At 38.3% G+C, this 24061-nt stretch carries 23 protein-coding genes; 6 read left to right on the top strand and 17 right to left on the bottom strand.

The window, feature by feature from the left end:
- Nucleotides 1-4 precede the first annotated feature (4 nt).
- Entirely contained in the window at nt 5-820 is an 816-nt protein-coding gene (locus IV81_RS05920) for an ABC transporter permease (RefSeq protein WP_057803252.1), read from the bottom strand.
- A gap of 192 nt (nt 821-1012) precedes the next feature.
- Here IV81_RS05920 and IV81_RS05915 point away from each other — a divergent pair, with 192 nt between their 5' ends.
- Nucleotides 1013-2515, top strand: coding sequence for a DUF6056 family protein (locus IV81_RS05915; RefSeq protein WP_057803251.1), 1503 nt, complete (start codon nt 1013-1015; stop codon nt 2513-2515).
- Nucleotides 2516-2578: 63 nt separating this feature from the next.
- On the opposite strand, the gene IV81_RS05910 is transcribed toward IV81_RS05915, so the two are convergent.
- Entirely contained in the window at nt 2579-3505 is a 927-nt protein-coding gene (locus IV81_RS05910) for a glycosyltransferase family 2 protein (RefSeq protein WP_057803249.1), read from the bottom strand.
- 99 nt (nt 3506-3604) lie between these two features.
- On the opposite strand from IV81_RS05910, the gene IV81_RS05905 reads away from it, so the two are divergent.
- Entirely contained in the window at nt 3605-4024 is a 420-nt protein-coding gene (locus IV81_RS05905; RefSeq protein WP_057803247.1) for a GtrA family protein, read from the top strand.
- 11 nt (nt 4025-4035) lie between these two features.
- Here IV81_RS05905 and ligA read toward each other — a convergent pair whose 3' ends face one another.
- From ligA to IV81_RS05880, 5 genes are all read right to left on the bottom strand, one after another.
- A complete protein-coding gene (gene ligA / locus IV81_RS05900) occupies nt 4036-6063 on the bottom strand; it encodes an NAD-dependent DNA ligase LigA (protein WP_057803245.1) in 2028 nt (675 codons plus the stop codon).
- Between the two features lie 22 nt (nt 6064-6085).
- The gene (locus IV81_RS05895) at nt 6086-6841 is read right to left on the bottom strand and encodes an exodeoxyribonuclease III (protein ID WP_057803243.1); all 756 of its coding nucleotides are present in this window, start codon (nt 6839-6841) and stop codon (nt 6086-6088) included.
- A gap of 142 nt (nt 6842-6983) precedes the next feature.
- Nucleotides 6984-7613 carry a TetR/AcrR family transcriptional regulator gene (locus IV81_RS05890; protein WP_057803241.1) on the bottom strand — a complete coding sequence of 210 codons (630 nt, stop codon included), beginning with the start codon at nt 7611-7613 and terminating at the stop codon, nt 6984-6986.
- Nucleotides 7614-7622: 9 nt separating this feature from the next.
- Nucleotides 7623-9233: an ABC transporter permease gene (locus IV81_RS05885; protein WP_057803239.1), complete on the bottom strand. Its 1611-nt coding sequence runs from the start codon at nt 9231-9233 to the stop codon at nt 7623-7625.
- A complete protein-coding gene (locus tag IV81_RS05880; protein WP_057803237.1) occupies nt 9223-10155 on the bottom strand; it encodes an ABC transporter ATP-binding protein in 933 nt (310 codons plus the stop codon). Before IV81_RS05880 ends, IV81_RS05885 begins: the two co-directional genes overlap by 11 nt.
- Nucleotides 10156-10320: 165 nt before the next feature.
- On the opposite strand from IV81_RS05880, the gene IV81_RS05875 reads away from it, so the two are divergent.
- Nucleotides 10321-10821 (top strand): YbhB/YbcL family Raf kinase inhibitor-like protein, encoded by a 501-nt coding sequence (locus IV81_RS05875; RefSeq protein ID WP_057803235.1) that lies wholly within the window; start codon nt 10321-10323, stop codon nt 10819-10821.
- A gap of 84 nt (nt 10822-10905) precedes the next feature.
- On the opposite strand, the gene IV81_RS05870 is transcribed toward IV81_RS05875, so the two are convergent.
- The 3 genes from IV81_RS05870 to IV81_RS05860 all read right to left on the bottom strand — a co-directional run bounded on the left by IV81_RS05870 (nt 10906) and on the right by IV81_RS05860 (nt 14208).
- Nucleotides 10906-11448 (bottom strand): plasmid pRiA4b ORF-3 family protein, encoded by a 543-nt coding sequence (locus IV81_RS05870; RefSeq protein ID WP_057803233.1) that lies wholly within the window; start codon nt 11446-11448, stop codon nt 10906-10908.
- Between the two features lie 120 nt (nt 11449-11568).
- A complete protein-coding gene (locus IV81_RS05865) occupies nt 11569-12540 on the bottom strand; it encodes an AEC family transporter (RefSeq protein ID WP_057803231.1) in 972 nt (323 codons plus the stop codon).
- A 39-nt stretch (nt 12541-12579) separates the two neighbouring features.
- A complete protein-coding gene (locus tag IV81_RS05860; RefSeq protein ID WP_057803229.1) occupies nt 12580-14208 on the bottom strand; it encodes a malolactic enzyme in 1629 nt (542 codons plus the stop codon).
- 136 nt (nt 14209-14344) lie between these two features.
- Here IV81_RS05860 and IV81_RS05855 point away from each other — a divergent pair, with 136 nt between their 5' ends.
- Complete coding sequence (locus IV81_RS05855) at nt 14345-15232, top strand: LysR family transcriptional regulator (RefSeq protein ID WP_057803227.1); 888 nt, start codon at nt 14345-14347, stop codon at nt 15230-15232.
- A gap of 125 nt (nt 15233-15357) precedes the next feature.
- Nucleotides 15358-16752, top strand: coding sequence for an FAD-binding oxidoreductase (locus IV81_RS05850; protein WP_057803225.1), 1395 nt, complete (start codon nt 15358-15360; stop codon nt 16750-16752).
- Nucleotides 16753-16811: 59 nt separating this feature from the next.
- Here the strand turns inward: IV81_RS05850 and IV81_RS05845 are convergent, their stop codons facing one another.
- The 7 genes from IV81_RS05845 to IV81_RS05820 form a co-directional block, all read right to left on the bottom strand.
- A complete protein-coding gene (locus tag IV81_RS05845) occupies nt 16812-17114 on the bottom strand; it encodes a type II toxin-antitoxin system RelE/ParE family toxin (RefSeq protein WP_057803223.1) in 303 nt (100 codons plus the stop codon).
- A 431-nt stretch (nt 17115-17545) separates the two neighbouring features.
- Nucleotides 17546-18916, bottom strand: a complete 1371-nt coding sequence (locus IV81_RS05840) for an FAD-dependent oxidoreductase (RefSeq protein ID WP_057803222.1) — start codon at nt 18914-18916, stop codon at nt 17546-17548.
- A 113-nt stretch (nt 18917-19029) separates the two neighbouring features.
- On the bottom strand, nt 19030-19347 hold the full coding sequence (locus tag IV81_RS09525) for a TMEM175 family protein (RefSeq protein ID WP_236696837.1): 318 nt from the start codon (nt 19345-19347) through the stop codon (nt 19030-19032).
- Nucleotides 19348-19395: 48 nt separating this feature from the next.
- Nucleotides 19396-19569, bottom strand: coding sequence for a TMEM175 family protein (locus tag IV81_RS09520; RefSeq protein WP_236696836.1), 174 nt, complete (start codon nt 19567-19569; stop codon nt 19396-19398).
- Nucleotides 19570-19657: 88 nt separating this feature from the next.
- On the bottom strand, nt 19658-20452 hold the full coding sequence (locus IV81_RS05830) for an alpha/beta hydrolase (RefSeq protein ID WP_057803220.1): 795 nt from the start codon (nt 20450-20452) through the stop codon (nt 19658-19660).
- 255 nt (nt 20453-20707) lie between these two features.
- Nucleotides 20708-21622 (bottom strand): aldo/keto reductase, encoded by a 915-nt coding sequence (locus IV81_RS05825; RefSeq protein WP_057803218.1) that lies wholly within the window; start codon nt 21620-21622, stop codon nt 20708-20710.
- A gap of 73 nt (nt 21623-21695) precedes the next feature.
- Entirely contained in the window at nt 21696-22322 is a 627-nt protein-coding gene (locus IV81_RS05820; protein WP_057803215.1) for an HAD hydrolase-like protein, read from the bottom strand.
- 103 nt (nt 22323-22425) lie between these two features.
- On the opposite strand from IV81_RS05820, the gene IV81_RS05815 reads away from it, so the two are divergent.
- Nucleotides 22426-23946, top strand: a complete 1521-nt coding sequence (locus IV81_RS05815) for a ClC family H(+)/Cl(-) exchange transporter (protein WP_057803214.1) — start codon at nt 22426-22428, stop codon at nt 23944-23946.
- Nucleotides 23947-24061: the final 115 nt, after the last annotated feature.

Here is a 24061-nt window from a genome sequence, read left to right as displayed (position 1 = left end):
TCGATTAAATTAAATCAACAAAATTTGCACGGAATTTATTATGCAAATAACTTCCAATTGTCATCATGATGAATACAAAAAGCCAAAATGTAATCGTTAAATTTAAATTGGGTTGTTGCCATACCCACCCTTTCGAAAGTAATGATTCCCGCATTCCGTTAATAATATAGTAAAAAGGATTGACCTCTAAAACACGTACTAATACCGGAGGAAAATTCGAAGTAACAAAATTAAACAATACACCACTCATATAAAATAACATTCTTAGTACTGATTGAAGTGCAATTTGCCAATCTCGAACTAATACACTTACTGTGGAGTTAAAAATTCCTAAAGAATACATCAGTGCTATCATACAGATAAAGTAATAAATAAACTGAATCCATGATATCGTCGGCCAAATGTGGTTTAAAAACATTAAAAATACAGCAAAGGCCATCATCGTCCAGAAACTATATAAATTTCCCATAATTTTAATTGACGGCAACACATTGATTGGAAATTTCATTTTTGAAACTAATCCAACTTGTTGGTACACGCTCTTTGAAGCATCTAGAGTGGTTTTATTCATGTATAACCAAGGAGCAATTCCGGTTACCATCCAGGGTAAATATGGGATCCCGGGCATAGGATCTCCACGCTTTAACGCAACCCCAAATACTAAATAATAAATTCCTATTTGGATTAGTGGGTTCAAGAACTCCCACGTTAATCCCAAGTAATGACTTTGATAGGTGGCACGATCATCATATTTTGCCATTCGACGAATAATTTTAAAGTTAGCAAATTGATCGCCAATTATTTTAAACATTGTATTCATATTTTAACTGTTACTCCTTTAAAATGAATCATGACGCTTGCAACAGTATAATCACATTCTGTGTAAACGTCAATCTACTTAAAAATATGTATTAATAATATAAAGATATAAAAAAACAACATCATATATTATAATACATTATTGTGAATATTTTTTAATGATAGTTCCATATTTTAAAGGAGTGTATTTATATTGGACTTAGAAAAACGCGACGACTATTATAAATCGGCTTGGACGTTAATTATAATTTTAATTTTTTTCCTTTGTCTAGGCACAGTTGTCCCATTAACTGGTGATGATTGGACTTGGGGATCGCAAATTGGCATTCGTCGTCTAACAACCGGATTCGTGGGTTATAACGGGAGGTTATTTAGTAATACCTTAGAGATACTTATTACTAGATTGTCTTACATGAGAATCCCAATATATGCCCTCGTAAATACGTTACTGGTCTATTTATCAGTCAAAATCACTATTCCTAATAAAAAAGCTACTAGTTGGCATTTCCTATTCGCTACGGGACTGTATTTAACCATCTCCACACAGGTTTTCTCTCAATCATTTGGCTGGTTTGCCGGATTTATTAACTACATATTTGGAATGCTTTTAATTTTTATTTATATATACTGGCTTGTTAAGGATTTTAAGGAAAACGCAAAGTCTAATCCCGTATATTACTTTGGGCTCTTCATGTTGGGCTTACTATCTGCTCTGGTAATTGAACATGTCACCTTTTACCTATGGTGTCTCGCTTTAGGATCTATATTTTATTTAAACAAAAATCGTAAAAAATTATTACTTAATTGCTCTTACATCTTAGGTCTCGTAATTGGTAGTGCTGTCATGTTTCTTAACCCTGTTTACATTAGAATTTTTACTGGACAAGATTCATTTAGACACACCGCCGACAATGGATTAATTCACCAAGCCATTAATATGTACACAAATCAGATGGCAAAGTATGTGTTCCAGCAAAATGGGCTTTTGTTATTGGTCCTGAGCATCTCTTTGATTGTATTAATGTACAGAAATGATTTTGGAAATACAATTTTAAAATGGCTCACCAGTTTTACGTTATTAAGTTATTCTCTCTTTGCTGCTTTTATTCGTAATCTATTTCCATCTTCAAATTTCAATACGACAACAATTAATCAACTACTTGCTATTTTCAGCATCATTTATGTACTGGCGTTAATTATTTCAGTAGTGTTTTTCATTCAAAATGATGGACTAAATAAACGACTTGGGTTTTATATTGTATCTGCAGTACTATTATCTGCTCCTTTCGTCGCAATCACGCCCTATGGACCGCGATGTGCATTTAATACCATCGCATTCATTATTATTGCGACTTTAGATACTGTGAACGTAATTTTTGCTAGCAATCCCTCTCGTGAGGCAATTCATATCGTCAATTTTTATGGCATATTCTCGATGATATTTATACTTTCCATCATGGGATTAAACGGCTATGTCTATCACTCCCGTGCTCAAGTTATTCGCCAACAACTCGCAAAAAAAGAGAGTACCATATATGTCAGAAAACTTCCTTTTGAACAATTTGTTTGGGATAGTTCACCTTCTCCATCAAGATTTCAATATTCAATGTATAAAAAACGTATGCATATCTCCAATAAACAAAAATTGGTTTTTGTATCTTTTGATAAATGGAATAAAGATAAGTTCATTAAATAGGAAAATAGTTTTACTAAAATTAAAAAATAGAGGACTTGGTAAAGGATTACTTTACCAAGCCCTCTATTTTTCTTCCTTCACAATATACACCGGCCGCTTCTTAACCTCTAAATAAATTTCGGCAATGTAGCGTCCGATAATTCCAAGGCTTAGCAATTGCACACCACTGAAAAATAAAATAATTACTGCTAAAGATGGCCAGCCAAAAGCCGAGGTGCCAGGGAAAATCATGGCTCGAACGACAACAATGATTGCTCCCAGTATTGCTAACAGACATGTTGCGACTCCCGCTGAAGTGACAAACGCTAGTGGCGCGGTTGAAAATGAAATAAAGCCTTCAATGGCATACTTTAATAATCCCCAGAATGACCACGAGGTACTACCAGCCACTCGTTCACGATTTTCGTAAGAAATATAGTATGTGTTAAATCCGACCCAGTTAAATAGTCCCTTGCTAAAACGCTCGCGTTCTTGCATTGATAGGATATTATCGACCATTTGCCGTGTCATTACACGAAAATCACGGGCACCATCAACTAACTCTAGTGAGCTGACTTTATTAATCCATTTATAAAACTTACGGGCAAAAAACGAGCGAACCTTACTCTCACCGTCGCGATCTTGACGCCGAGTAGCTACGGCATCATACTCACCCTTTTCAACAATTCCAACCATTTTTGGTAATAATTCTGGTGGATCTTGTAAATCGACATCCATTACTGCTACGTAGTCTCCATCGGCTTTTTGAAGTCCAGCATACAATGCTGCTTCTTTCCCAAAGTTTCGTGAAAAACTGATGTAATGAACCTCGCTATGTAACTCTTGCAATTTTTTTAATTCGGCCAGCGTATTATCCTTTGAACCATCATCGATAAAAATCAATTCTGATTCAACGTCCATTTGCCGTTCAACTTTTGCAAATTCATTATAAAAAATCTCTACTGTTTCTTCTTCATTATATGCTGGAACGATTACTGATAACTTTTTCAACCTGCTTCACCTATCTAAACTCCTAAACAATCTTTCCTTTTTCTGAAATTCGTGTTTTACTTAATAAGTTAACTTTACAATTAATTCGGAGATGAATTTATGCTTAAGCAACTTTTCAACAAATACAAACCTGTTTTATCATATCTCTTTTGGGGCGTGATAACTACCCTCGTTAATATTGTCGTCTTTGCTATTTTATCAAAAAACTTACATCTATTCTATCAAACTAGTAACGTGATTGCGTGGTTTGCTTCCGTTCTTGTCGCCTACATTAGTAATAAACTATGGGTTTTTAATTCACATACTGAAACTGGTAAGGAATTATTTGCTGAAGCAATTCGTTTCTTCCTCATGCGTACTGCAACGCTGGTTCTCGATATTATCATTATGTTTGTTGGTGTGTCGCTTCTTCATGGGAACGATATCATTGTTAAAATTATTGATAATATTATCGTGATTATTTCAAATTACGCTTTTAGTAAACTAGTTGTCTTTAAAGACAAGAAAAAATGGGATTAAATCCCATTTTTTTATTGTTCTAATTTTTCAATTGCTTCTTCTTCGTTCAGTACGTCGATTCCCAGATCCTGGGCCTTAGTTAACTTACTGCCCGCATCCGCTCCGGCAATTACAAGGTCCGTCTTTTTAGAAACCGAGCCAACAACGTTTGCACCTTGATTCATCAGTTTTTCTCTTAATTCGTTCCGCGTAAAATGTTCTAACTTTCCAGTTAAAACAACTTTTTTATCATTAAAGTATCCGCCCTCAACTGCGGTAACCTTTGGTCCCAAATATTCCATGTTTACGCCAACGGACTTCAATTCATCAATCATTACCTCAGCAGCTTCACTTTGGAAAAATGTTGCTAAATTATTTGCCAACGTCTCGCCGACCGTATCAACCTCATCAAACTCTTCGACAGTCGCTTTCATCAGGTTATCCATTGTTTCAAACGCTTCGGCTAGAGTTCGAGCCATTTTAGTTCCAACTCCTTGAATTCCTAGCCCATTAATCAACCGCTCAAGTGAATTTTGACGACTACTGTCAATTGCTTCTAAAAGATTATTAACCCGTTTTTCTTTAAATCCATCTAACTGAGCCAATTGGTCCGCAGTTAATTTGTACAAATCATCAAAATGATGGATGAAGTTTTTGGCATATAACTGCTGAATTTGTTTAGGTCCTAACCCCATAATATTCATTGCATTTCGTGAACCAAAATGTTCCAAACGAGCTACGATTTGTGCCGGACAATCTGGATTGATACACCGCAGTGCAACTTCACCATTTAGATGAACTAATTCTTTTCCACATGATGGACAGTCAACCGGAATACTTAATGCCCCAACATCATCCGGCCTCTTCTCTAAGACTACCCGCGTGATTTCTGGAATAATATCGCCGGCCTTATGTAATAGGACCGTATCTCCAATATGCACATCTTTCGCTGTGAGTTGATCTACATTGTTCAACGTCGCCCGACTCACGGTTGTCCCGGCTAGCTTAACTGGATCCATCACAGCGGTTGGCGTAACGACTCCCGTACGCCCAACGGTCCATTCAATGTCACGCACAACGGTGGCCTCTTCTTCCGGTGGAAATTTATAGGCGATCTCCCACCGAGGTACCTTAACGGTATGGCCCAGCTCTTGTTGAAGATGCAAATCGTTAACTTTTAATACGATTCCATCAATTCCATAGGGTAACTCATCCCGTTGCCCTTCATATTTTGCAATATAATCCCAAACTTCGTCTAAATTGGCACACACTTCTTGAGTTGGATTCGTATTAAAACCCAGTTCAGCCATCGCCTGGATTGCCTGATGCTGATAATCCACATTAAGCACGGTGGGTTCAACCACGGTATAAATAAACGTGTCCAAATCACGCTTCTTAGTTACTTTTGAATCTAGCTGTCGCAAGCTTCCGGCTGCAGCATTCCGTGGATTTGCAAATACGGGTTTTCCCTCTTCTAACTGTTGCTCATTAAGCTTCGCAAATGACTCTTTGGGCATAAAACATTCCCCACGAACCTCAAACGATAACGGCTTCGTTAAGGTTTCAGGCACTGATTTGATTGTTTTCAAGTTCTTGGTAATATCCTCACCAATGTTACCATCGCCCCTAGTTGACCCTTGGATTAACTTACCGTTTTCATAAACCAAAGAAATTGCCAAACCGTCAATCTTTAATTCAACATTATATTCAACCGGATGCCCAATATTTTTTTGGATTCGATTATCGAACTCAACCAACTCATCCCGTGAAAAAACATCCCCCATTGAAAGCATCGGTTCCTCATGCGTTACCTTCGTAAATCCTTCAAGGACCTCTCCGCCCACTCGCTGGGTGATTGAATCAGGATTAACGATCTCTGGAAAAGCTTTTTCTAGAGCCAGTAGATCTTCATACTTTTCATCATATACATGATCCTCGACTTCGGGCGCATCTTTCGTGTAATATAAATTGCTCCAATGATCTAGTGTTTCACGAAGTCCCTGCGCCAATTGATTGGCTTCTTCAACACTCAATTCTGTTATTTTTTTTGGTAAACTCATCAACTCAACTCCCTACTTATGCCTATAAATCAACGTCTAACTCAACTGGACAATGATCGGAACCAAAAATTTCGGTGTGAATCTTAGCGTCTTCTAATTGACCATCCAATTCCTGTGAGCTTACAAAATAGTCAATTCGCCACCCAGCGTTGTTTGCTCGTGCGTTAAACCGATAACTCCACCACGAATAAATTCCTTCCTGATCTGGGTAAAAGTGTCGAAATGTATCTGTAAAACCACTTTGTAGTAGTTGTGTAAACTTTTCTCGTTCTTCATCGGTAAAACCCGCATTTTTATGGTTAGTTTTATCATTTTTTAAATCAATTTCATTATGGGCAACGTTCAAGTCACCGCAAAAAACAACCGGTTTGGTTTTAGCTAAATGATCGACGTATTCTCGAAAAGCATCATCCCAGCTCATTCTGTACTCTAAACGCTTTAGCTTAGGCTGTGAATTAGGTGTATAACAAGTTATCATGTAAAAATTATCAAATTCTAGCGTAATTAGTCGCCCTTCTTGATCATGTTCTGGAATTCCCATCCCATAATTCACAGATAACGGCTCCTGTTTTGTAAAAATTGCCGTTCCTGAATACCCCTTTTTTTCAGCGTAATTCCAATATTGGTGATATCCGGGCAAATCTAATTCAATTTGTCCTTCTTGTAGTTTGGTTTCTTGCACACAAAAAATATCCGCATCCAATTCATTAAAAGTATCCATAAATCCATGTTTAACAGCTGCTCTTAAACCATTTACGTTCCAAGAAATAAGTTTCAAAATAATTCCTCCCGCATATCAATTTGTCTATATCATTATCGCATATATTGCCTAAAGCGAAACAAAACATGAACCATTAGTAAAAAAAAGTGTTGTAGCCATGGCCCCAAATGGAGCGGTTGGTTACAACACTAATCGGAAATTATTTTTGAATTCCTCTTTCAAAAATACCGATATAAGTCTTTGCATGTGCAATAATTTCCTTCATATCCTTTAAACTACCATGTGGATGTTCATGGATAAAAGTCTTACTTTCTTCCGCAATTTGAAGCATAACGCCATTTATCATACGAAGTGCATCGTCGATTTGGACGTCTTCTCGTAGGTTCATTCGCTTTAAAACTGGAAGAAGCAAGTCCGTTGGAGTTTGCGAATTTTTTTCGTAAACCTGTTGAACTTTAGCATTAAATTTATTCGAAAAATCGTTAGCATTTGCATACGCATCTAGTAGAAGCTTAAATTCTCTCGGGTACTTTAATTGAAGCTTTATTTTATACGCGGTCGCTTGAACAATCATTTCTGACATATCTTTGGCGTCCAACCAAATACTATAATCGACTTTCCCATTAAAATTTTCAAGAGAATATTTAAGTGTTTCAAGATACAAATTAGCTTTATTTTTAAAGTATCGAAAAACAATTCCCTTCGAAACATTTGCATCGCTTGCGATCTCATCTACTTTGGTTCTTTGATAACGTTGACTAGCAAACCGATCCAAAGATGCGTTTAAAATCCGCTCAATCTTTTGAGGATCTTTAACAATTTCATTCATGACAAACCCCTAATCTAAATCCCGGCGTCGATAGCCCCAAGCTCCGATAATAATCAGCCCAAGTGTAATTAATAACATCACGCTGACGTTAGTGTAGTTAACTGAATGCAATGGAACTTCATTCGTCCATCCTAAACCATTTAATTTTGTTGACCAATCGGGCATTTTAATTAATTTTCCCAAATAACTCGCAAAAAATCCATAGCCTAAGTAAACCCATGAAATCCAATTCAGACGTGGAGCAAGTCCGTTAAGAAGGGCTGCCACCCCAATCGCAATTGTAATTGTTGGGGCCACGGCTACAAACGTGTGAACGTACGTATTTAAACTCAAATCTCCATGAGTCAAGACCGCGTTTCCAGCTAAATATAATCCCAAGAGTGACGCCGCAAAACTAACTATCCCAACTACGATTGAATTCAACAAATATCCCGAAAAAATGTGCGTACGTGATAATGCTTTAGCATAGACACTTTCTAAATAGCCTCGATTATTATCGCCACGCAGTTTATTAACCGCAATTAGGGCCGGCAACGATGCCAGCGCCGCCATCACAACGCTGATTACTGAAACAAAATTGAGTAAAATTTGGTGATTAGCGCTTTGGACGGCCGCCTTGCCAAAAACCTGTTGCATCGTTGGATTCGTCTTCAAAATATTTCCAATCGTATCGAAAATTGAACCATATGTGGTTCCTAAAATGAACAACGCTACGATCCAAATAATTGTGCTATGTCGTTGCAAGCGTTCAACTAACGTAATTGGTCCGCGTAATAACCAAGATGCACGTTGTTTCCCAAATTGGACGGTAATTAGTCCAGATCCTATGTCTCGGGTACGATTATACAAGAGAGCCAGTCCCCAAAGCACTACGCTCAAAAGCACCATTAGTAATACTGGAAGCCAATTATTTCCGTGAAACGCATCAATTTTTTCAATCCAACCCAATGGGACCCACCAAGTTTGATCAGGATTTTTAATATCCGTATACATGCGCGCCACATACATTATTCCAAAAATAAAATAACTCATAATTGTGGCCGACCGACTATTATCGAAAAGTTGAGCCATGAGCATGCCGACCATTCCAAACAGTAGTCCCATCGCTCCAAGTCCAAGTCCGATTAGCCATGACCCTTGTGCGGTAACCCCCGCCATTCCGCTAAACTGAATTCCAACACTATATAAGATTCCTAAGGTCAGATTAATCAAAATTAGTTCGGTTGTTGCAGCATAGAAATTTGCTCCACGTCCAATTGCATGGGCCGAAATTAATTCGGTTAGTCCTTTATCCTCTTCTCCACGCGTAATTCGAACCGCGAAATAAATATTCATTGCTATCATTACAATCGCCATAAAGATTAACATTTCTGTCGCAAAAACATCGCTACTCTTATTTAACGCGGTGTCAAAGGACCCAAACAAAGCCTTCATTGCGGGCGAATGTAACGTTGTCTGAATTGAAGCAATCGACTGTGGTGTGCCGTATATTCCTTCAAACTTAAAGGCAACTCCGGCCATCAGTCCAGCTAACGCCAACGCCCAGATCAGAATATTGAATCGGTCTCGCCGTAAGTTTAAACGATTTAAAAATAGATACCCCTTGGTATTATTTTTCATGATCACTCACCTCGGTTAAATTTGAGCTTTGCTTGTAATAGCCTAAGAACAAATCCTCAAGTGTTGGCGGAGTACTTTGAATTGATAAAATCGTTTTATCCGTTAAGAATTTCATGATTGTTTCAATCGCATCTGCGTCTGCTGAAAAATGAACTTTCTGTGAGTTACTCTGATCGACATTGAAAGTATGAACCCCATCAATTTTTTGCACATCTTGGGCGTTTTCTTTCGTAATTACTATGAACTGAGTCCGTGTAAGGTGCCGCATTTCGTCAAGCGTTCCTTGTTCAATAATTGTCCCTTCTCGAATAATTCCAATTCGATCGCACATCCGTTCAACTTCAGAAAGAATGTGACTTGAAAGTAAAATGCTCTTTCCGCGGCTTTTCAGATCCAAAACCTCGCTTTGAAAAACTTCCTCCATCAGCGGATCTAGTCCCGATGTTGGCTCATCAAATATATAAAATTCCGCGTCCTGCGAGAAAGCAGCAATCAACGCCACCTTTTGCCGGTTCCCCTTAGAATAGGTACGTGCCTTCTTTTTAGGATCAAGATCAAATTTTTTAATTAGCTCATCCGTTTTAGCCGTGTGTTTCTCACCATTCATTTTTAAAAACAGATCAATAATTTCACCACCGGTCAGATTGGGCCAAAGATACACATCACCTGGAACGTACGCTAGCCTTTGATGAATTTGAACCCGTTCCTTCCATACGTCATCGCCAAAAACCGTTGCCTTCCCCGAAGATGCCTTAATAATTCCTAATATTGTCCGAATCGTTGTTGTTTTTCCAGCTCCATTCGGTCCGATAAAACCAAAAACTTCCCCTTTATTTACGTGAAAGGTTATATCCTTAAGAGCTTCAAATTTACCAAATTTTTTTTGAACTTTTTCGATGTTTAATACAATTTCCTCGCTCATCTTTGCACCATCCTTTTTACACCTTTTGTAAAAAATTATTATCTATATTTCACGTATAGGGTACCTTTGATTGACCGGCCAGTCAATACAAAAGTTTCAATGGTAAATATTTTAACTTATCCATTGTAGATACTATAATAGTATTAAAAAGGATGGTGATTTTTTATGAAAATTAATGTAGATTTACTTGGCGGATTTTTACCTGATCGTTTTGGAAAATACGCACCCGAAGAATATCGGCTACATAATCAACCGATGCGCTCGTTTCCAATCCATATTAGCGATCTTCCTCGTGGGACAAGGGCCCTTGCTTTAACTTTAATTGATTACGATGCAGTGCCCGTTGCTGGATTCCCATGGATTCATTGGATTGCGACCGATTTTGACGTAAGTAATGAAATTCCAGAAAATATTAGTAACTTAGGTAATGGATTAGTTCAAGGCAAAAATAGTAATGATTCTAAATTTATTGATTTGGACGATCCCGTGGTAATTAATCACTATGTGGGACCAACCCCACCCAGCGATCACGACTATACTTTGACCGTCTATGCGTTAAACAATAAGACCAACCTAGAACCTGGATTTTATTTAAATGAACTACTGAAAAAGGTTGATTCCATGGCAATTGATCAAGCCACGATCAAATTTAGGTCAAGAGGATAATTCTGAATTACCCCATGAACTAGATATTGAACCACATTTAAAGTCTAAAAAAGAGGATGATAATTTTACCATCCCCTTTTTGATTTAAAACATGTCGCCATCAATGTTAATTAATGCTTCGCCAGCCGTTATCACCTCAGCGAATAGTTCGTTCACATCATCTTTATCAAATGGATTATTAGGCTCTCCATTTCCATCTTCATCCATCATTCGTGAATCTTCCAAAATCGAATCGCCTCGTCCACCGACACAATAAGGAATCTGTACGCTTGGCAATTCATCAATGCTTATCATCTTCTCTAGTTTAATCTTATGTTCCCAATCATCCCCAAAATCATAGGTATAAGTCACACTACCTTTCGCCAGATCGGGATAAATCATGTATTCATCGGTCAACCTAAAATTACCGAATGCGTCATCTTCGCCGCCGCGAGGAATATAATTTAAACTTCGATCGTGTGCAACTGTGAAACCATGCAGATAGCTATTCGTCCAATCAAAAGCTAATTGAATCAATACATTTAATTGATCATATCTAATTGTTGTCGGCACGATAATTCTTCGCCAAACTGGTGGTTTAACACCACTAATTTGAATTTTAAGTTGCATTGCACTTTTTTCTTCCATGGAATACTCACTCCATCACGTAGATTTAGTTTCAATCAATATCATCCTAGCACCCCACAAATATACCACGAAAATGTACATTAATTAAATATTTAATAGCTCGTGAAAAAGTCTGTCACCCTATATGAATTGAATCAAAGTCATTACGATCGGAACAACGACGATAAATAAAATTGTACTTGTTGTCACCAAGTTAGTGGCATACTTAACATCGCCATGCGCCTCATTTGCTAAAATTGGCATAACCGCTAAACCTGGAGCCGCGGCTTGCACAATCAGTGTTTGCATTTCCATCGTTGGTAATACATGTCCTGTATGTGCTCCTAACAAAATCAATCCCGTAATTACTAAAGGTGATAGTACAAAACGACCAATCAAAGCAAAAATTGTATCTCGATCAAAATGAATACTTTTAAGTCCCGCATCGTATAATACGATTCCAATATATATTAATGATAGCGGTGTTACCAGATTACCAACGTAACCGAGGGTATTTCCCGCCCAACTTGGCACTGGCAATCCTAAAATTAACCAAACAATCGCGACCAAAAAGCCTAATAATGGCGGCGGCAAAAGCTTTTTCCAATTAATTTTCCGTTTAGATGTTGCCATCGTTTCTTCCTTCGTTGGGTCATCATTAGAGATCAGGAAAACCCCAAAAGCCCATGTTGAAACAGTATTTGTCACATAATATACGAGAAAATACGCCAAACTTTGGGTTCCAAATAGCGCAATATTTAATGGTAATCCGATAAAAATGGTATTAGCATTGACCACCATGTTCATAAATAGCCCACGACGTCCTGGCCGAATTTTCAATAGTTTAACCGTTATCCAAGCAATCACGTATCCAATGATCACGCCGCCAAACGAATAAATTAATCCGCTAGATAAACCAATCAGTTTTGGTAACGTCAAATATTTCATCACTGACACAAAAATTGAAGCTGGGAGCGCCACGTTCATAATTAATTTTGAGATGCTTCCGCTAAAATGGTCGTCAAACCATCCCATTCCTCGTAGTCCAAATCCTAATGCCATCATCAATAGAATCGTTACGATGCTCTCAACCGATGTTACAAATGCTGTCATTTTTTACACTCTTCTCTCATCCACTTTAAAGTTTTAAGTTTAATATTTAGCCGTCCAACGGGCGTTCTGTACTGCTTTTTTTACATCATCAATTGCTTCTTTAGTCAGCTTTTGATCCACTGCACTTTGAGCAATTGCCTCGGCCACCGTGTTTGAAAAATCACTTAGCTTTGATACTGGAGGCAATACAGCCGCACCCGGTTTACTAACGTCAACAATTCCACCCAATGAATGCGCAGCTTTTGAGATCATCGTGTCATTTAAAACTTTTGCCGTAGAAGCAATTACACCTAATCCTAATCCTGGATAAACAAGCGCATTATTAGCCTGACCAATCTGGTAAGTCACTCCGTTATATTCAATATCATCGACTGGAATTCCAGTTGCGATTAGCGCCTGACCGTCAGTCCACCGCAGTAAATCTTCTGCTTTTGCTTCGGCTAATTTAGTTGGGTTGGAGAGTGGAAAAATAATTGGACGCTTAGTATGTGCAGCCATTTCACGAACAATCTCTTCGGTAAATGCTCCCGGTTGGGTCGAGGTACCAACCATAATTGTTGGGTGAATTGTCTTAACAACCGCTAATAAATTGGTCAATTGATCGGCATTCTCGAATTCTTGGCGTTTTCGAGCAAACGGTTTTTGTTCCGGTGTTAAAGTTGGATCGTCATCGAATAATAACCCTTGCTTATCGACCATATAAAAATGTTTTCGAGCCTCATCTTCAGGCAAACCGTTTTCAACCATTTCTTCAAAAATCCGGCTTAAGATCCCTGCTCCAGCCGTTCCTGCCCCGAAGCTTAAATAGATTTGATCGGTAATCTTTTCTTTTGAAATATTTAATGCGCCTAATATGCCGGCTAAAGTAATGATTCCCGTTCCTTGAATGTCATCATTAAAAATTACGTACTGATCCTTATATTTATTAAGGATGTTAGCAGCATTGTCTCGACCAAAATCTTCAAAATGTAGATACATTTTTGGGAATAAGCTTTCGGCCATCTGGACAAATTGATCAACAAATTGATAATATCGGTCGCCCTTAATGCGTTCATGACGATTGCCAAGGTACATTGGGTCTTTGAGTAAATCCTGATTATTCGTCCCAACGTCTAAAACAACGGGTAACACTTGACTTGGATCAATTCCCGCTGCCGCAGTATAAACCATCAGTTTTCCAACTGAAATGTCAACTCCGTTGGTTCCCCAATCTCCGATCCCTAAAATTCCCTCTGCATCGGTTACGACGATTAGTCGAATGTCACGTCCAGCCGCAGAATTCTTTAAAGCCTGCTCCATCATTTCTGGTTCATCGATTGATAGGAAGGTTGCATTCTGCGATTGAATGTATAGTTCGCTGTAGTTTTCAATCGTATCCGCAATGGTTGGATCGTAAACGATTGGCATAAACTCCACTACATGTTGACTAAACAACTTATAAAATAGAACTCGATTCTCGTTAAAAATCTGCATTAAAAATAACCGTTTTTCAAGGTCATTTCCCTTTGATTGAAACTGTGCATAAACCTGTTCAACCTGTTCTTCCAGTGTTTGAACGTATGGTGGAATTAAACCATTTAATCCCAATTGGTCCCGCTCTTCTTTCGTAAAAGCGGTTCCCTTATTTAAGTACGGATTATTTAAAATATTCATTGCTTTTTCTGTCATTTTTCTTCCTCCGTTTTTAATTACTGAATCAGTCTATCTCCATCAAAAAACTATAGTCAAATATTTGATTAATTATAAATAATTTTTATATTTATTGATGAAATGTTATTATGATGGGATAAACGAGGTGATCATTATGAACATTAAAGATTTGAAATATTTTCATTCGCTGGTACAAAACAAAAATTTTTCAATCGTTGCTGAAAAATTTAAAGTAAGCCAACCGACGATCAGTATGGCTATCCACCGGTTAGAGGAAAATTTTAACACGGTCCTCTTTACTCGGGATCAAGGACGGCATCTATTATCAGTAACGTTGAGTGGTCAACAACTAGATGAGCATGTTCAAGCGATTTTAAATCATCTAACCGTTGCGCAAAATAGCATTAATAACATTAATACTAATAAATTCATTCTTGGTCTGCCGCCAATCATGACCAAATATTTCTTTCCCAAAATTGCCAAACATCTAACTGAAAACGATTTACTGCGAGACATTGTTCCCGTCGAAAGAGGTTCCGCCGAACTAGAAAAAATGCTTCTAGAGGGTAGTCTTGATATGTCTCTTATGGGTTCGATTCAAAATGAACAGCATCAAAGCTTAAGCTATCAGCATCTTGGTGATGACCACTTTACCGCGATTGTAGGCACCCAGTCAGAATTTTTCGAACAAAATAAAATCTGGTTCTCCGAATTAAAGAAGGAAAAAATCATTACTTTTGATAGTAATTTTGTCCATTCGGAAGCCATTAAAAGCTTTAGTCATATGAATAATTTTCGTCCGAACATCGTCTACCAAAGCAATGACGCACAAGTTATTCAAGAAATGGTTGCTCAAAACGTTGGCGTTGGTTTTATTGCTAAATCTGCTATTATCGACCGGCCGGACGTTCAAGTTCTCCCTTTTTACGACGAACAACAACCACTTTTTCACATGAATCTTGTTCAACGAAAAGACCGTATTCTAAGCTCTAAACAACGGCTGATTGCTGATTTGATTTATAAAAATGCTACTTTGATTTGATTTGGTTAAGGTCAGCCAAGTTAATCCTCAACTTCTATTCGGTTTCTTTCACATCCTTTTTTCTTCACATCCCCGTTTTTTAATAGTACACTTAGCTTGAAATTATAATTGAGAGGGTGAACCAAATGTTGGAGTTTAATGTAAAGAATAATGAAGAAATCATTCAGCTATTAAAAGAAGCCGTTCCTCATGGTGAAGTTTTTGCGGATGCCGCTTCGATTAAAGCGCATAAAAATGATCCCCGTGGAATGAATATGGCGGATGGTGATGAACTGGCCTACGTTGAGGTTGAGGATACGGAAGATATTCAAGGCGTTTTAAGAATTGCACGACAATTCCATATTCCAATTGTTCCACAGACTACTGCTACCAGCACTGTTTCAGGTTCAGACGCGGTTGCCGGATCAATTATCTTATCCGTAAAACGAATGAACCAAATCATCGAAGTCGACCCCAGAGATCAGGTTGCTGTGGTTCAACCGGGGGTTATTAATCAAGATCTAGATACCGCTGCGCGCAAGGTCGGCATGTTTTACGCTCCCGATCCCGGTTCTAAGCCAATTTCTGCAATTGGTGGCAATGCTTCCACCAATGCCGGTGGAATGAGCACCGTTAAGTATGGTGCCACCCGAGACGCCGTTTTGGGTCTGAAAGTTATTCTAGCGGACGGCCGCGAATTAAAACTAGGTGGTCGAACTTTTAAACAAGCATTCGGATACGATTTAACCCATCTATTCGTTGGCTCGGAAGGAACCCTTGGAATCATCACCGAAGTCACGGTTAAGTTAGAACCAATCCCACTGGGAGACCCGTTAGTTGGCTTAGCCTTCTTTAAAGATTTAGAAACACTTGTTCAAGCAGTCGGCGATATCCGAATTTCTGGGGTCTACCCCACAATGCTAGAAGCACTTGATGCACGAAGTACTGAAACCATTGACCGCTATCTTGGTACCCACTACGCACAAAAAGATGAGACCATGTTGATCTTCAAACTAGATGTTGCTGATGATCGTTCAATTAAAGCCATTGAAGATATTCTAAAGCGCTATGAAGCAAACAATATCCAATTAACTTCTGATGAAGAAAAAATGGCCCAAATTATAAAATTGCGTCAATCCATGCTTCCAGCAATTTATCAGGGTCAAAACCATGTTATGGAAGACATGGCGGTTCCCATGTCTAAAATGGCTACTCTCATGAATTACATTGAACAGGTTGGAAAAGACTTAAATCTTTCCATTTACATCGCTGGACATGCTGGCGACGGCAATGTTCATCCGACTTTTGTCTGGCCGGAAAGTCAACCAGACATGCCCGAATCTATCAATGAAGCTCTTCGATTAATCTTTGAAAAAACACTTGAGCTTGGTGGCACCATTTCAGGTGAGCACGCCGTTGGAATGTTGAAAAATAAATGGACCTATGAAGAGTTAGGCGCTGAAACTGATCTCCTTCAACACCAAATTAAAAGTCTACTAGACCCGATGGGATTACTTAACCCTCATCGTAAAATTAATTAAGTCAAAAATGTACAACAAAAAGACTGTGATAAAAATTTCGTCACAGTCTTTTTTTAATTTCACAATCCAGTAATATCGAGATCGCGTCCCTTTTTAAAAACCACGTCGTGTGGCCCAACATCGATTAATTCCGCCCGTTGTTGGTCGTTTGAAATGTAGTAGATAATCACCAAATTAGTGCTTAGATGACAGTCACGCACCCCTTGAATTTGGTGACGCAACTGATGGTCCTGTAAATCCGTCGGCATCTTCTTATTCTTGTAAAAAAAATCAATCACGTTGGATAAGTTTTTCTTTTCCAAAGGCGTTTGAACATATTTTTTGGCATGCTTACGAAAATTTTTTCGGATTTTAACCTTCATTACGTCACCCCCTTGTAAAATTGAACGATACCTTCAAATTTATTGTACTAAATCAGCCAATCCAACTCAATTTCCAAACTTTTATGTATCAGCCTAAAAAAATATTTTTCAACTTAAATCTTTCGCTTCTACATCCCCATGCAATCAAAAAAAGTTCCGCTAGCCTAGTTTTCACTAGTTGCTATCGGAACTAATTTTAAGCTATTTTATTGTTCGGTTAACCCAACCATCGCACAAAACCCTAACCCGGGCTTGTCCGCCGGTCACGTTAATCCTCGATGGCTCCCGATTTTTTCCACACTTCTTTTTTTAATCGGTTCCAAAAATCAGCCTCCTCCGGTTAACCCAACCATCGCACAAACCCCTAACCCGGGCTTGTCCGCTGGTCACGTTAATCCTCGATGGCTCCCGATTTTTTCCACACTTCTTTTTTAGAATCTAGCGTAGCCAAGTGCGTGTTGTGCAGCAAGATTAATCAAGCTCCATTGACGGTCGTATCCTGGTTGGAAGAAGAAGTCAGCTTCGGCCAAATCTTCCACCGTTAATTTATGTTCAACGGCAAGTGCTAATACATTTCCTTGTGCAGTTAAATCATGTGTTGAAAGTACAGCTCCACCTAAAACAACGTGTGTATGTGGATCGTAAGTGATATCAACATCAACTTGAACGTTGCCTTCGCCTTCTGGAACATATGCTGGACGAATGTGATCAACATAGTGTGAATTTACAATTTCAACGTTTGAGCGTTCTGCTGTAAATTCGTTCACACCAGTTGATGCAAAGTTTTCGTCAAAGACGTGCAATGCTGATGAACCAACAACACCCTTAAAGATTTGTGATGGTTTCTTTTCAAAAATATGGTTTACAACGTACTGTGCTTCACGACGTGCAGTTGTTGCTAAGGCAATTGGTGATGGTTTTCCTGCTGGAATTGAAAGTGGTAGAATTGCATCTCCAATTGCAAAAACGTCTGGTAAATTAGTTCTTAGATAACTATCAACATCAATGAATCCTCTGTCAGTCAAGTTAACAACGCCCTTCAACCATTCGGTATTTGGTTGAACACCGGCTGCTTGGATAACAAGGTCAGCTGGATAACTGCCCTTCTTTGTCTCAACGCTTTCAACTTTGCCATCGCCGGCAAATGAAGTAATTGATTGACTCATTTCAACTTGAATTCCGTTATCCTTCAATGTCTTATCAATAATATCTGTCATTTCATGGTTAAGGTAGTTTCCAAGAGGACGATCAATGAAATCAAATAGCGTTACATGCTTACCGTTTTTAGCAAACACTTCGGCCGCTTCGATACCAATATATCCTGAACCAACAACAGCAACATTCTTAATACTATCGTCTGTTAAAGCAGCTTTAATCTTCGTTGCCCAATCATATCCACGCATTAAGTAAACATTCTTCAAATCAGTTCCTGGTACTGGTAAATTCTTTGGTGTAACTCCTGAACTTAAAATTAACTTATCATAATCAACTTGTTCTTCAGTACCGTTCTTTACATCTTTGACTGTCACTTGTTTCTTATCGGCGTCAATCGCAGTAACTTCATGGTTATTGTAAATATTGCCACCTTTTGAAGTGATGTCTTCAGGACGGAAATTACGAACATCGTTTACATCTGTTACCTGGTCTTCTAAGTAAAGTTGCATCCCACATGACATAAATGAAACAAAATCGCCGGCTTCATAAATTGTTACGTCAACGTTTTCATACTTATCTAAAAGCTCAATCGCTGATTCATGCCCACCATGTGATGCTCCAACAATAATAATTTTTGTTTTATCCATATGTATCTACCTACTTTCAACTTTTTTACAATGCCAGTCTAACACCTTGTTAAACCGTTTTCAATTAAAACGATTCTAAATTGTAAAGAATTAAGAAAATAGGGCTTTTCAAACTAAATCACTGGTTGAATTGCCCACAGTGTGACATCTAATAATAGACTAATTAAAATAAATGGTGGCCAGATAAAGACGATTAAAACGGTCAATACGTTAAATAGAACTGATATGAGTCCATATTTAAGTTTCCGTTGTAAATAATCGTTTGACCGCTGAACCTCGTAAATTAAAATTAAAAAAGCTAGATTATAGAATAAAACATTAGTAGCGTATAGTAATGCCGCAAGTTCCGACTCAATGTCTGAGCCAAACCAAGCCGTTGTTGCCGGTAAAATTGTTGCCCAAAATAACAACAAAATATTAATGTAAATCATCTTGTGATTAATCCCTTTAACTCTCAAAAATAAATAATGATGATTAACTCACATAACGGCAATTATAATGAAGGAAACGATGTACGCTGCAAATTCAGGCAATACATTAATTAAAACCTTCAAAGAATGATTGTTACTATTTAGATGAATATCAAGTACCAATATCGTTAAAATAATTGCAAGTACCCCGTCTGTAAAAGCTTCAAAACGATCCTTTTTCATCAAATCAACCTTCTTTTAAAAAAAGGTGTATCTGCATACAATTTTTCATGTTTGCAAATACACCCCGTGAATTTCTGACTACTTTTGCCTATAGATGGTCATCAAAAAATGCCAGCGTTCCTTTTTGAGCGTGTTCCATGTAAGCTTCGCCATGACCGTGACCACTTACCGTTTGAAAAACTGATTCAATTCCGTTATTTGTTAATTCTTCCTGCAATTTTAAAACACCATCCATTGGTACTATTTCGTCCAACGAATTGGCAATAAACATTGGACCGGCCGACTTGTAAATTCGATTAAGTAGTGATGCTTCTTTTAAAAGTTCCTGATCGTTATTCACATAATTGAGAACGAACCACTTATAATACGGGTCATTACCGCCATCCTGGTTGATATTTTCAACTGGAGTGCCTGGAATCGGAGCGTTTTTCTTAGAGGCGACCACATCTGGATGAGTTTCAATCCAGTGATCTAAATCAATGATTCCCGACCATGATGCAATTGGAATCCCTAATCGGAGTCCCAGCTCAATTGCTAGATTTCCACCCGCGGACATCCCAACCGCACCAATTTTTGATCGGTCAAACTGATAATCGGAATCTTTAATCCAGTTATATAATCCGATTAAATCTTCAATCGGTGCTGGAAACAAAGCATCCGGGGCCAATCGATAATTAGGAACAAACACGATATATCCGTTTTCAGCAAAATTATTCGCCCAACCGGTTTCTTCTTCCTTATAGCCTAACCACCAGCCACCGCCATGAATATCAATAATTGCCCGCCGTTCGTCGCTTACGCTATCCACGTCTTGATAGACATCCATTTGTAAACCGTATTTTGAGTTATATACAACATCTTTTTCAACTTTCACGTTTGACATTAACTTTCCTCCGTAAAATCATGTTTTAATTACAGTCATGTCTGTCTACGATGCTTGTAAACGTTAACAGTATAAGACTAATCATATTTTGGTGTAAAACAAAACGCCCTAAATCACATATGGAGTAAAAATTAACCACCATGCAAAAAAGACCGATGACAATTCAAAGAATGTTATCGGTCTTTCTTATTTCAATCGACTAAATAATTTTTTAGAGGAAATTTAGACGGCCGTCATTAGCCTCCGGATTCTTCTCTAAAATTTAAATAATTGGTCAATTTGTTTATACATTGAATCGCTCAATTCAATTTGAAGTGCCTCGGCGTTACTCTTAATTTGGTCAGCCTTTCGAGCACCGGGAATTACCACCGCAATTTCAGGATTTTTAAGATACCAGGCCAAGATTAATTGAGCTACGGTAACACCTTTTTCTTCCGCCAAGCCCCGAACCTTTTTAATTGATCCAATAATATCTCCAAATTGTTTTTCAGTAAAACGAGGGAACTTCATGTAATCCGAACGTTCATATTTACCAGTTAGCAAACCTGATGCCAATGGAAAATATGGCACAAAGGAAATATTATTTTCGCGTAAATATGGTAATAAATTTTCTTCTGGGCTTCGGTAAACCAGACTATAATTATCCTCAACAACGTCAATTTGATTATCAATATTTGCTTCTTTAATTTGATCCAAAGAGAAGTTCGATAATCCGATTGCCCTAATCTTACCAGCCTCGCGTGCCTTAACTAGGGCTTCAACGGCATCCCGCTTATTTGTAACTTCATCAGGAAAATGGATATAAAAAATATCAATGTAATCCGTTTGAAGACGCTTCAACGCTGCATCAATTTGTTTTGTTAAAAATGCGGGATCATTATTAGGAGCGTACCCATTGTTATCATCTTGAGCTGCTTTGGTCGCAATCGTAACCTCATGTCGATCGTAATCTTTCAATACTTCACCGATGATTTCTTCTGAGCGGCCGTTTCCATACGCAAAAGCCGTATCGATCATTCGAATTCCGTCATCTAAAGCTGTCCGAACAACTTCGTAACCATCCTTATCGTCTAGTCCCGAGAAGATATTATGACCGCCAACCTTATTGGCACCTAACCCCATAATGGTTGATTCGACATCACTTTTACCGATTTTAATAAACTCTGACATGTTAGTCCCTCCATTTCTTTTATTCATGGATAGGATACCAAAGATTAAGGATATTAACTAATAAAAAGGGTTGTTACAAGTTATCGATTGTATCCATCAATGACGCAATCGATGCTGACTCATTTTTTCGATCAATTGGAATTACTCGCCAACCTGCCTTTTGTGCGGGAACAATATCTTTATCCATATCCACCGCAATATGGATATGTTCATCTACTTCGCCCAACTGTTCGTTTACAAAGTTAAAAAATTCTGGGCTGGGCTTGTATGATTTTGCATCTTCAGCAGTAAAAACCGCATTGAAATTATGGTCTAAATTAATCATGTTACTTCGGATCAGGTCTTTTGAATGATTCGTCATCAAGACGGTTTCATAACCCTTTTCTTGAATTTGATACAGAGCAGTTGGTGCATCCGGAAAAGGCTTGACCACCGTATGTGCGATTAATACATCGCTAAAGTCACTTGGCGTAATTTCAAAATTCAATTCTTTTGCCGTTTGGTTCAAAGCATCTTCCATTAATTTTGAATATTTTTCAAAAGGAACTTGTTGCATCAGCTCCCGCTCTTTTGCCTGATAAGTATCACGAATTAATTTTTCATCGATGTTATATCTCTTTCCTAATCTTCCAATCGCATCATAGAAGGGATCGATATCAAACAACGTGTCAAAACCTGCAAAGCTTACAATTTTTTTCATTAGTTTTCCACCTAACTTAAATTTCTTTCCATTATATTATACAATTTATCATGTAATATTGTGATACGATGAAAACATGACATTTTTTGGGGGAGACGAGAACTTGCACTTTAAAATTGAAGATACCCGTTTGTTAACATTATTAAATTCAATCGTAATTGGCACGCTGATTGGACTAATCGTTAGTACTTTTAGATTATCAATTGAACACATGTTAAAATTTTTTCAACAGCTTTATCAACAAGCAGCAAATAACTGGATCTGGATTCTTATTATTTTGGCTATCAATGTCGCGTTAGCCTTCATTGTTGGTTTTTTTGTCAAAAAGACTCCTGAAATTTCTGGCTCCGGAATTCCTCAAATTGAGGGACAGCTCGCCGGCGAATACGAAGAAAAATGGTGGCCTGTCCTCTGGAAAAAATTTGTCGGTGGAATTCTCGCAATCGGATCCGGACTAATGCTTGGACGCGAAGGACCATCCATTCAGTTGGGGGCCGTTGTTGGCCAAGGATGGAGCAAATTTCGTCACTACTCTGGATCTCAACGTCGCGTAATGATTGCCGGTGGGGCCGCGGCAGGTCTATCGGCAGCCTTCAACGCTCCCATCGCCAGCACGCTTTTCGTCCTCGAAGAGATTTATCATAACTTCTCACCTTTAGTTTGGATCAGTGCCCTGACTAGCGCAATTGTTTCCAATTTCGTTTCACTAAACTTCTTTGGATTAACTCCTGTTTTAGCAATGAACCATCCTCGCTCGTTACCACTTGGAATGTACTGGCATTTAATTCTTCTTGGCATCCTGCTGGGAATTTTCGGCCGGCTATATCAAATTTGTACCCTTCGTTTAAAAGCTTGGTACGGAAAATTAACTTTTCTACCACGTTGGCTACATAGCATTGTTCCATTTGTTCTTATTATTCCGGTGGGTTTATTATGGCCGAGTTATCTTGGTGGCGGGAACGAATTAATTACATATATCGCTCGTATTCATCCTGTTTTATTAACGATGATCATCCTACTGATAGTTCGATTCGTCTTCTCAATGATTTCGTATGGTTCTGGTTTACCCGGAGGAATTTTCCTACCGATCTTAACTTTAGGAGCCGTTTTTGGAACAGTCTATGTTAGTGCTATGACTGGCCTTCACCTGATTAATCCCAGCTATCTGCCTAACTTTGTCATTTATGCGATGGCCGGTTACTTTGCTGCAATTGGTAAAGCGCCTTTTACTGCCATTTTATTAATCACTGAAATGGTTGGCTCGTTGCAGCATCTAATGCCTTTGGCCGTGGTAGCCCTAACGGCGTACATTGTTCTTGATTTAATGGGCGGTGAACCAATCTATGAATCATTACTACATCAGTTAGTCCCAACAATTACGGCAACCCCATCTGGTCCACAAGATCGGGTGGAAGTCCCCATAACAGAAGGATCTCCACTCGATGGAATGGCCGTTCGTAACATCAAGTGGCCAAAACAAAGCTTACTTATCAGCATTCATCGTGGCTCAAGCCAACTGATCCCTGCCGGAGATTCCGTTATTAAGGTTGGCGATACATTAATCGTCACCACCCACCACGGACAACGTGGCCGGGTTAAGGAGTATTTTAATAATTTAATGTAAAAAAGTAAGCGAAAACTGCCTATCAATAGTATAAATGTAAATAAAAAAGTTTCGAACCCCAAATTCGAAACTTTTTTCTATCACTCAAAATATTGGCTGTACAATATTTGGTGTG

Origin of the sequence: Pediococcus stilesii, from assembly GCF_001437075.1 — a bacterium.
GTDB classification, from domain to species: Bacteria; Bacillota; Bacilli; order Lactobacillales; family Lactobacillaceae; genus Pediococcus; species Pediococcus stilesii.
This window is presented reverse-complemented; position numbering and strand designations above follow the sequence as displayed.

Excerpts from the sequence above, each read along its gene's own strand:
- IV81_RS05870 (WP_057803233.1), bottom strand. The coding sequence starts at position 11,448 with ATGGAAGAAAAAAGTGCAATGCAACTTAAAATTCAAATTAGTGGTGTT.
- IV81_RS05875 (WP_057803235.1), top strand. The coding sequence starts at position 10,321 with ATGAAAATTAATGTAGATTTACTTGGCGGATTTTTACCTGATCGTTTT.
- IV81_RS05865 (WP_057803231.1), bottom strand. The coding sequence starts at position 12,540 with ATGACAGCATTTGTAACATCGGTTGAGAGCATCGTAACGATTCTATTG.
- IV81_RS05880 (WP_057803237.1), bottom strand. The coding sequence starts at position 10,155 with ATGAGCGAGGAAATTGTATTAAACATCGAAAAAGTTCAAAAAAAATTT.
- IV81_RS05830 (WP_057803220.1), bottom strand. The coding sequence starts at position 20,452 with ATGTCAAACGTGAAAGTTGAAAAAGATGTTGTATATAACTCAAAATAC.
- ligA (WP_057803245.1), bottom strand. The coding sequence starts at position 6,063 with ATGAGTTTACCAAAAAAAATAACAGAATTGAGTGTTGAAGAAGCCAAT.
- IV81_RS05825 (WP_057803218.1), bottom strand. The coding sequence starts at position 21,622 with ATGTCAGAGTTTATTAAAATCGGTAAAAGTGATGTCGAATCAACCATT.
- IV81_RS05885 (WP_057803239.1), bottom strand. The coding sequence starts at position 9,233 with ATGAAAAATAATACCAAGGGGTATCTATTTTTAAATCGTTTAAACTTA.
- IV81_RS05860 (WP_057803229.1), bottom strand. The coding sequence starts at position 14,208 with ATGACAGAAAAAGCAATGAATATTTTAAATAATCCGTACTTAAATAAG.
- IV81_RS05855 (WP_057803227.1), top strand. The coding sequence starts at position 14,345 with ATGAACATTAAAGATTTGAAATATTTTCATTCGCTGGTACAAAACAAA.
- IV81_RS05850 (WP_057803225.1), top strand. The coding sequence starts at position 15,358 with ATGTTGGAGTTTAATGTAAAGAATAATGAAGAAATCATTCAGCTATTA.
- IV81_RS09520 (WP_236696836.1), bottom strand. The coding sequence starts at position 19,569 with ATGAAAAAGGATCGTTTTGAAGCTTTTACAGACGGGGTACTTGCAATT.
- IV81_RS09525 (WP_236696837.1), bottom strand. The coding sequence starts at position 19,347 with ATGATTTACATTAATATTTTGTTGTTATTTTGGGCAACAATTTTACCG.
- IV81_RS05840 (WP_057803222.1), bottom strand. The coding sequence starts at position 18,916 with ATGGATAAAACAAAAATTATTATTGTTGGAGCATCACATGGTGGGCAT.
- IV81_RS05905 (WP_057803247.1), top strand. The coding sequence starts at position 3,605 with ATGCTTAAGCAACTTTTCAACAAATACAAACCTGTTTTATCATATCTC.
- IV81_RS05820 (WP_057803215.1), bottom strand. The coding sequence starts at position 22,322 with ATGAAAAAAATTGTAAGCTTTGCAGGTTTTGACACGTTGTTTGATATC.
- IV81_RS05890 (WP_057803241.1), bottom strand. The coding sequence starts at position 7,613 with ATGAATGAAATTGTTAAAGATCCTCAAAAGATTGAGCGGATTTTAAAC.
- IV81_RS05845 (WP_057803223.1), bottom strand. The coding sequence starts at position 17,114 with ATGAAGGTTAAAATCCGAAAAAATTTTCGTAAGCATGCCAAAAAATAT.
- IV81_RS05920 (WP_057803252.1), bottom strand. The coding sequence starts at position 820 with ATGAATACAATGTTTAAAATAATTGGCGATCAATTTGCTAACTTTAAA.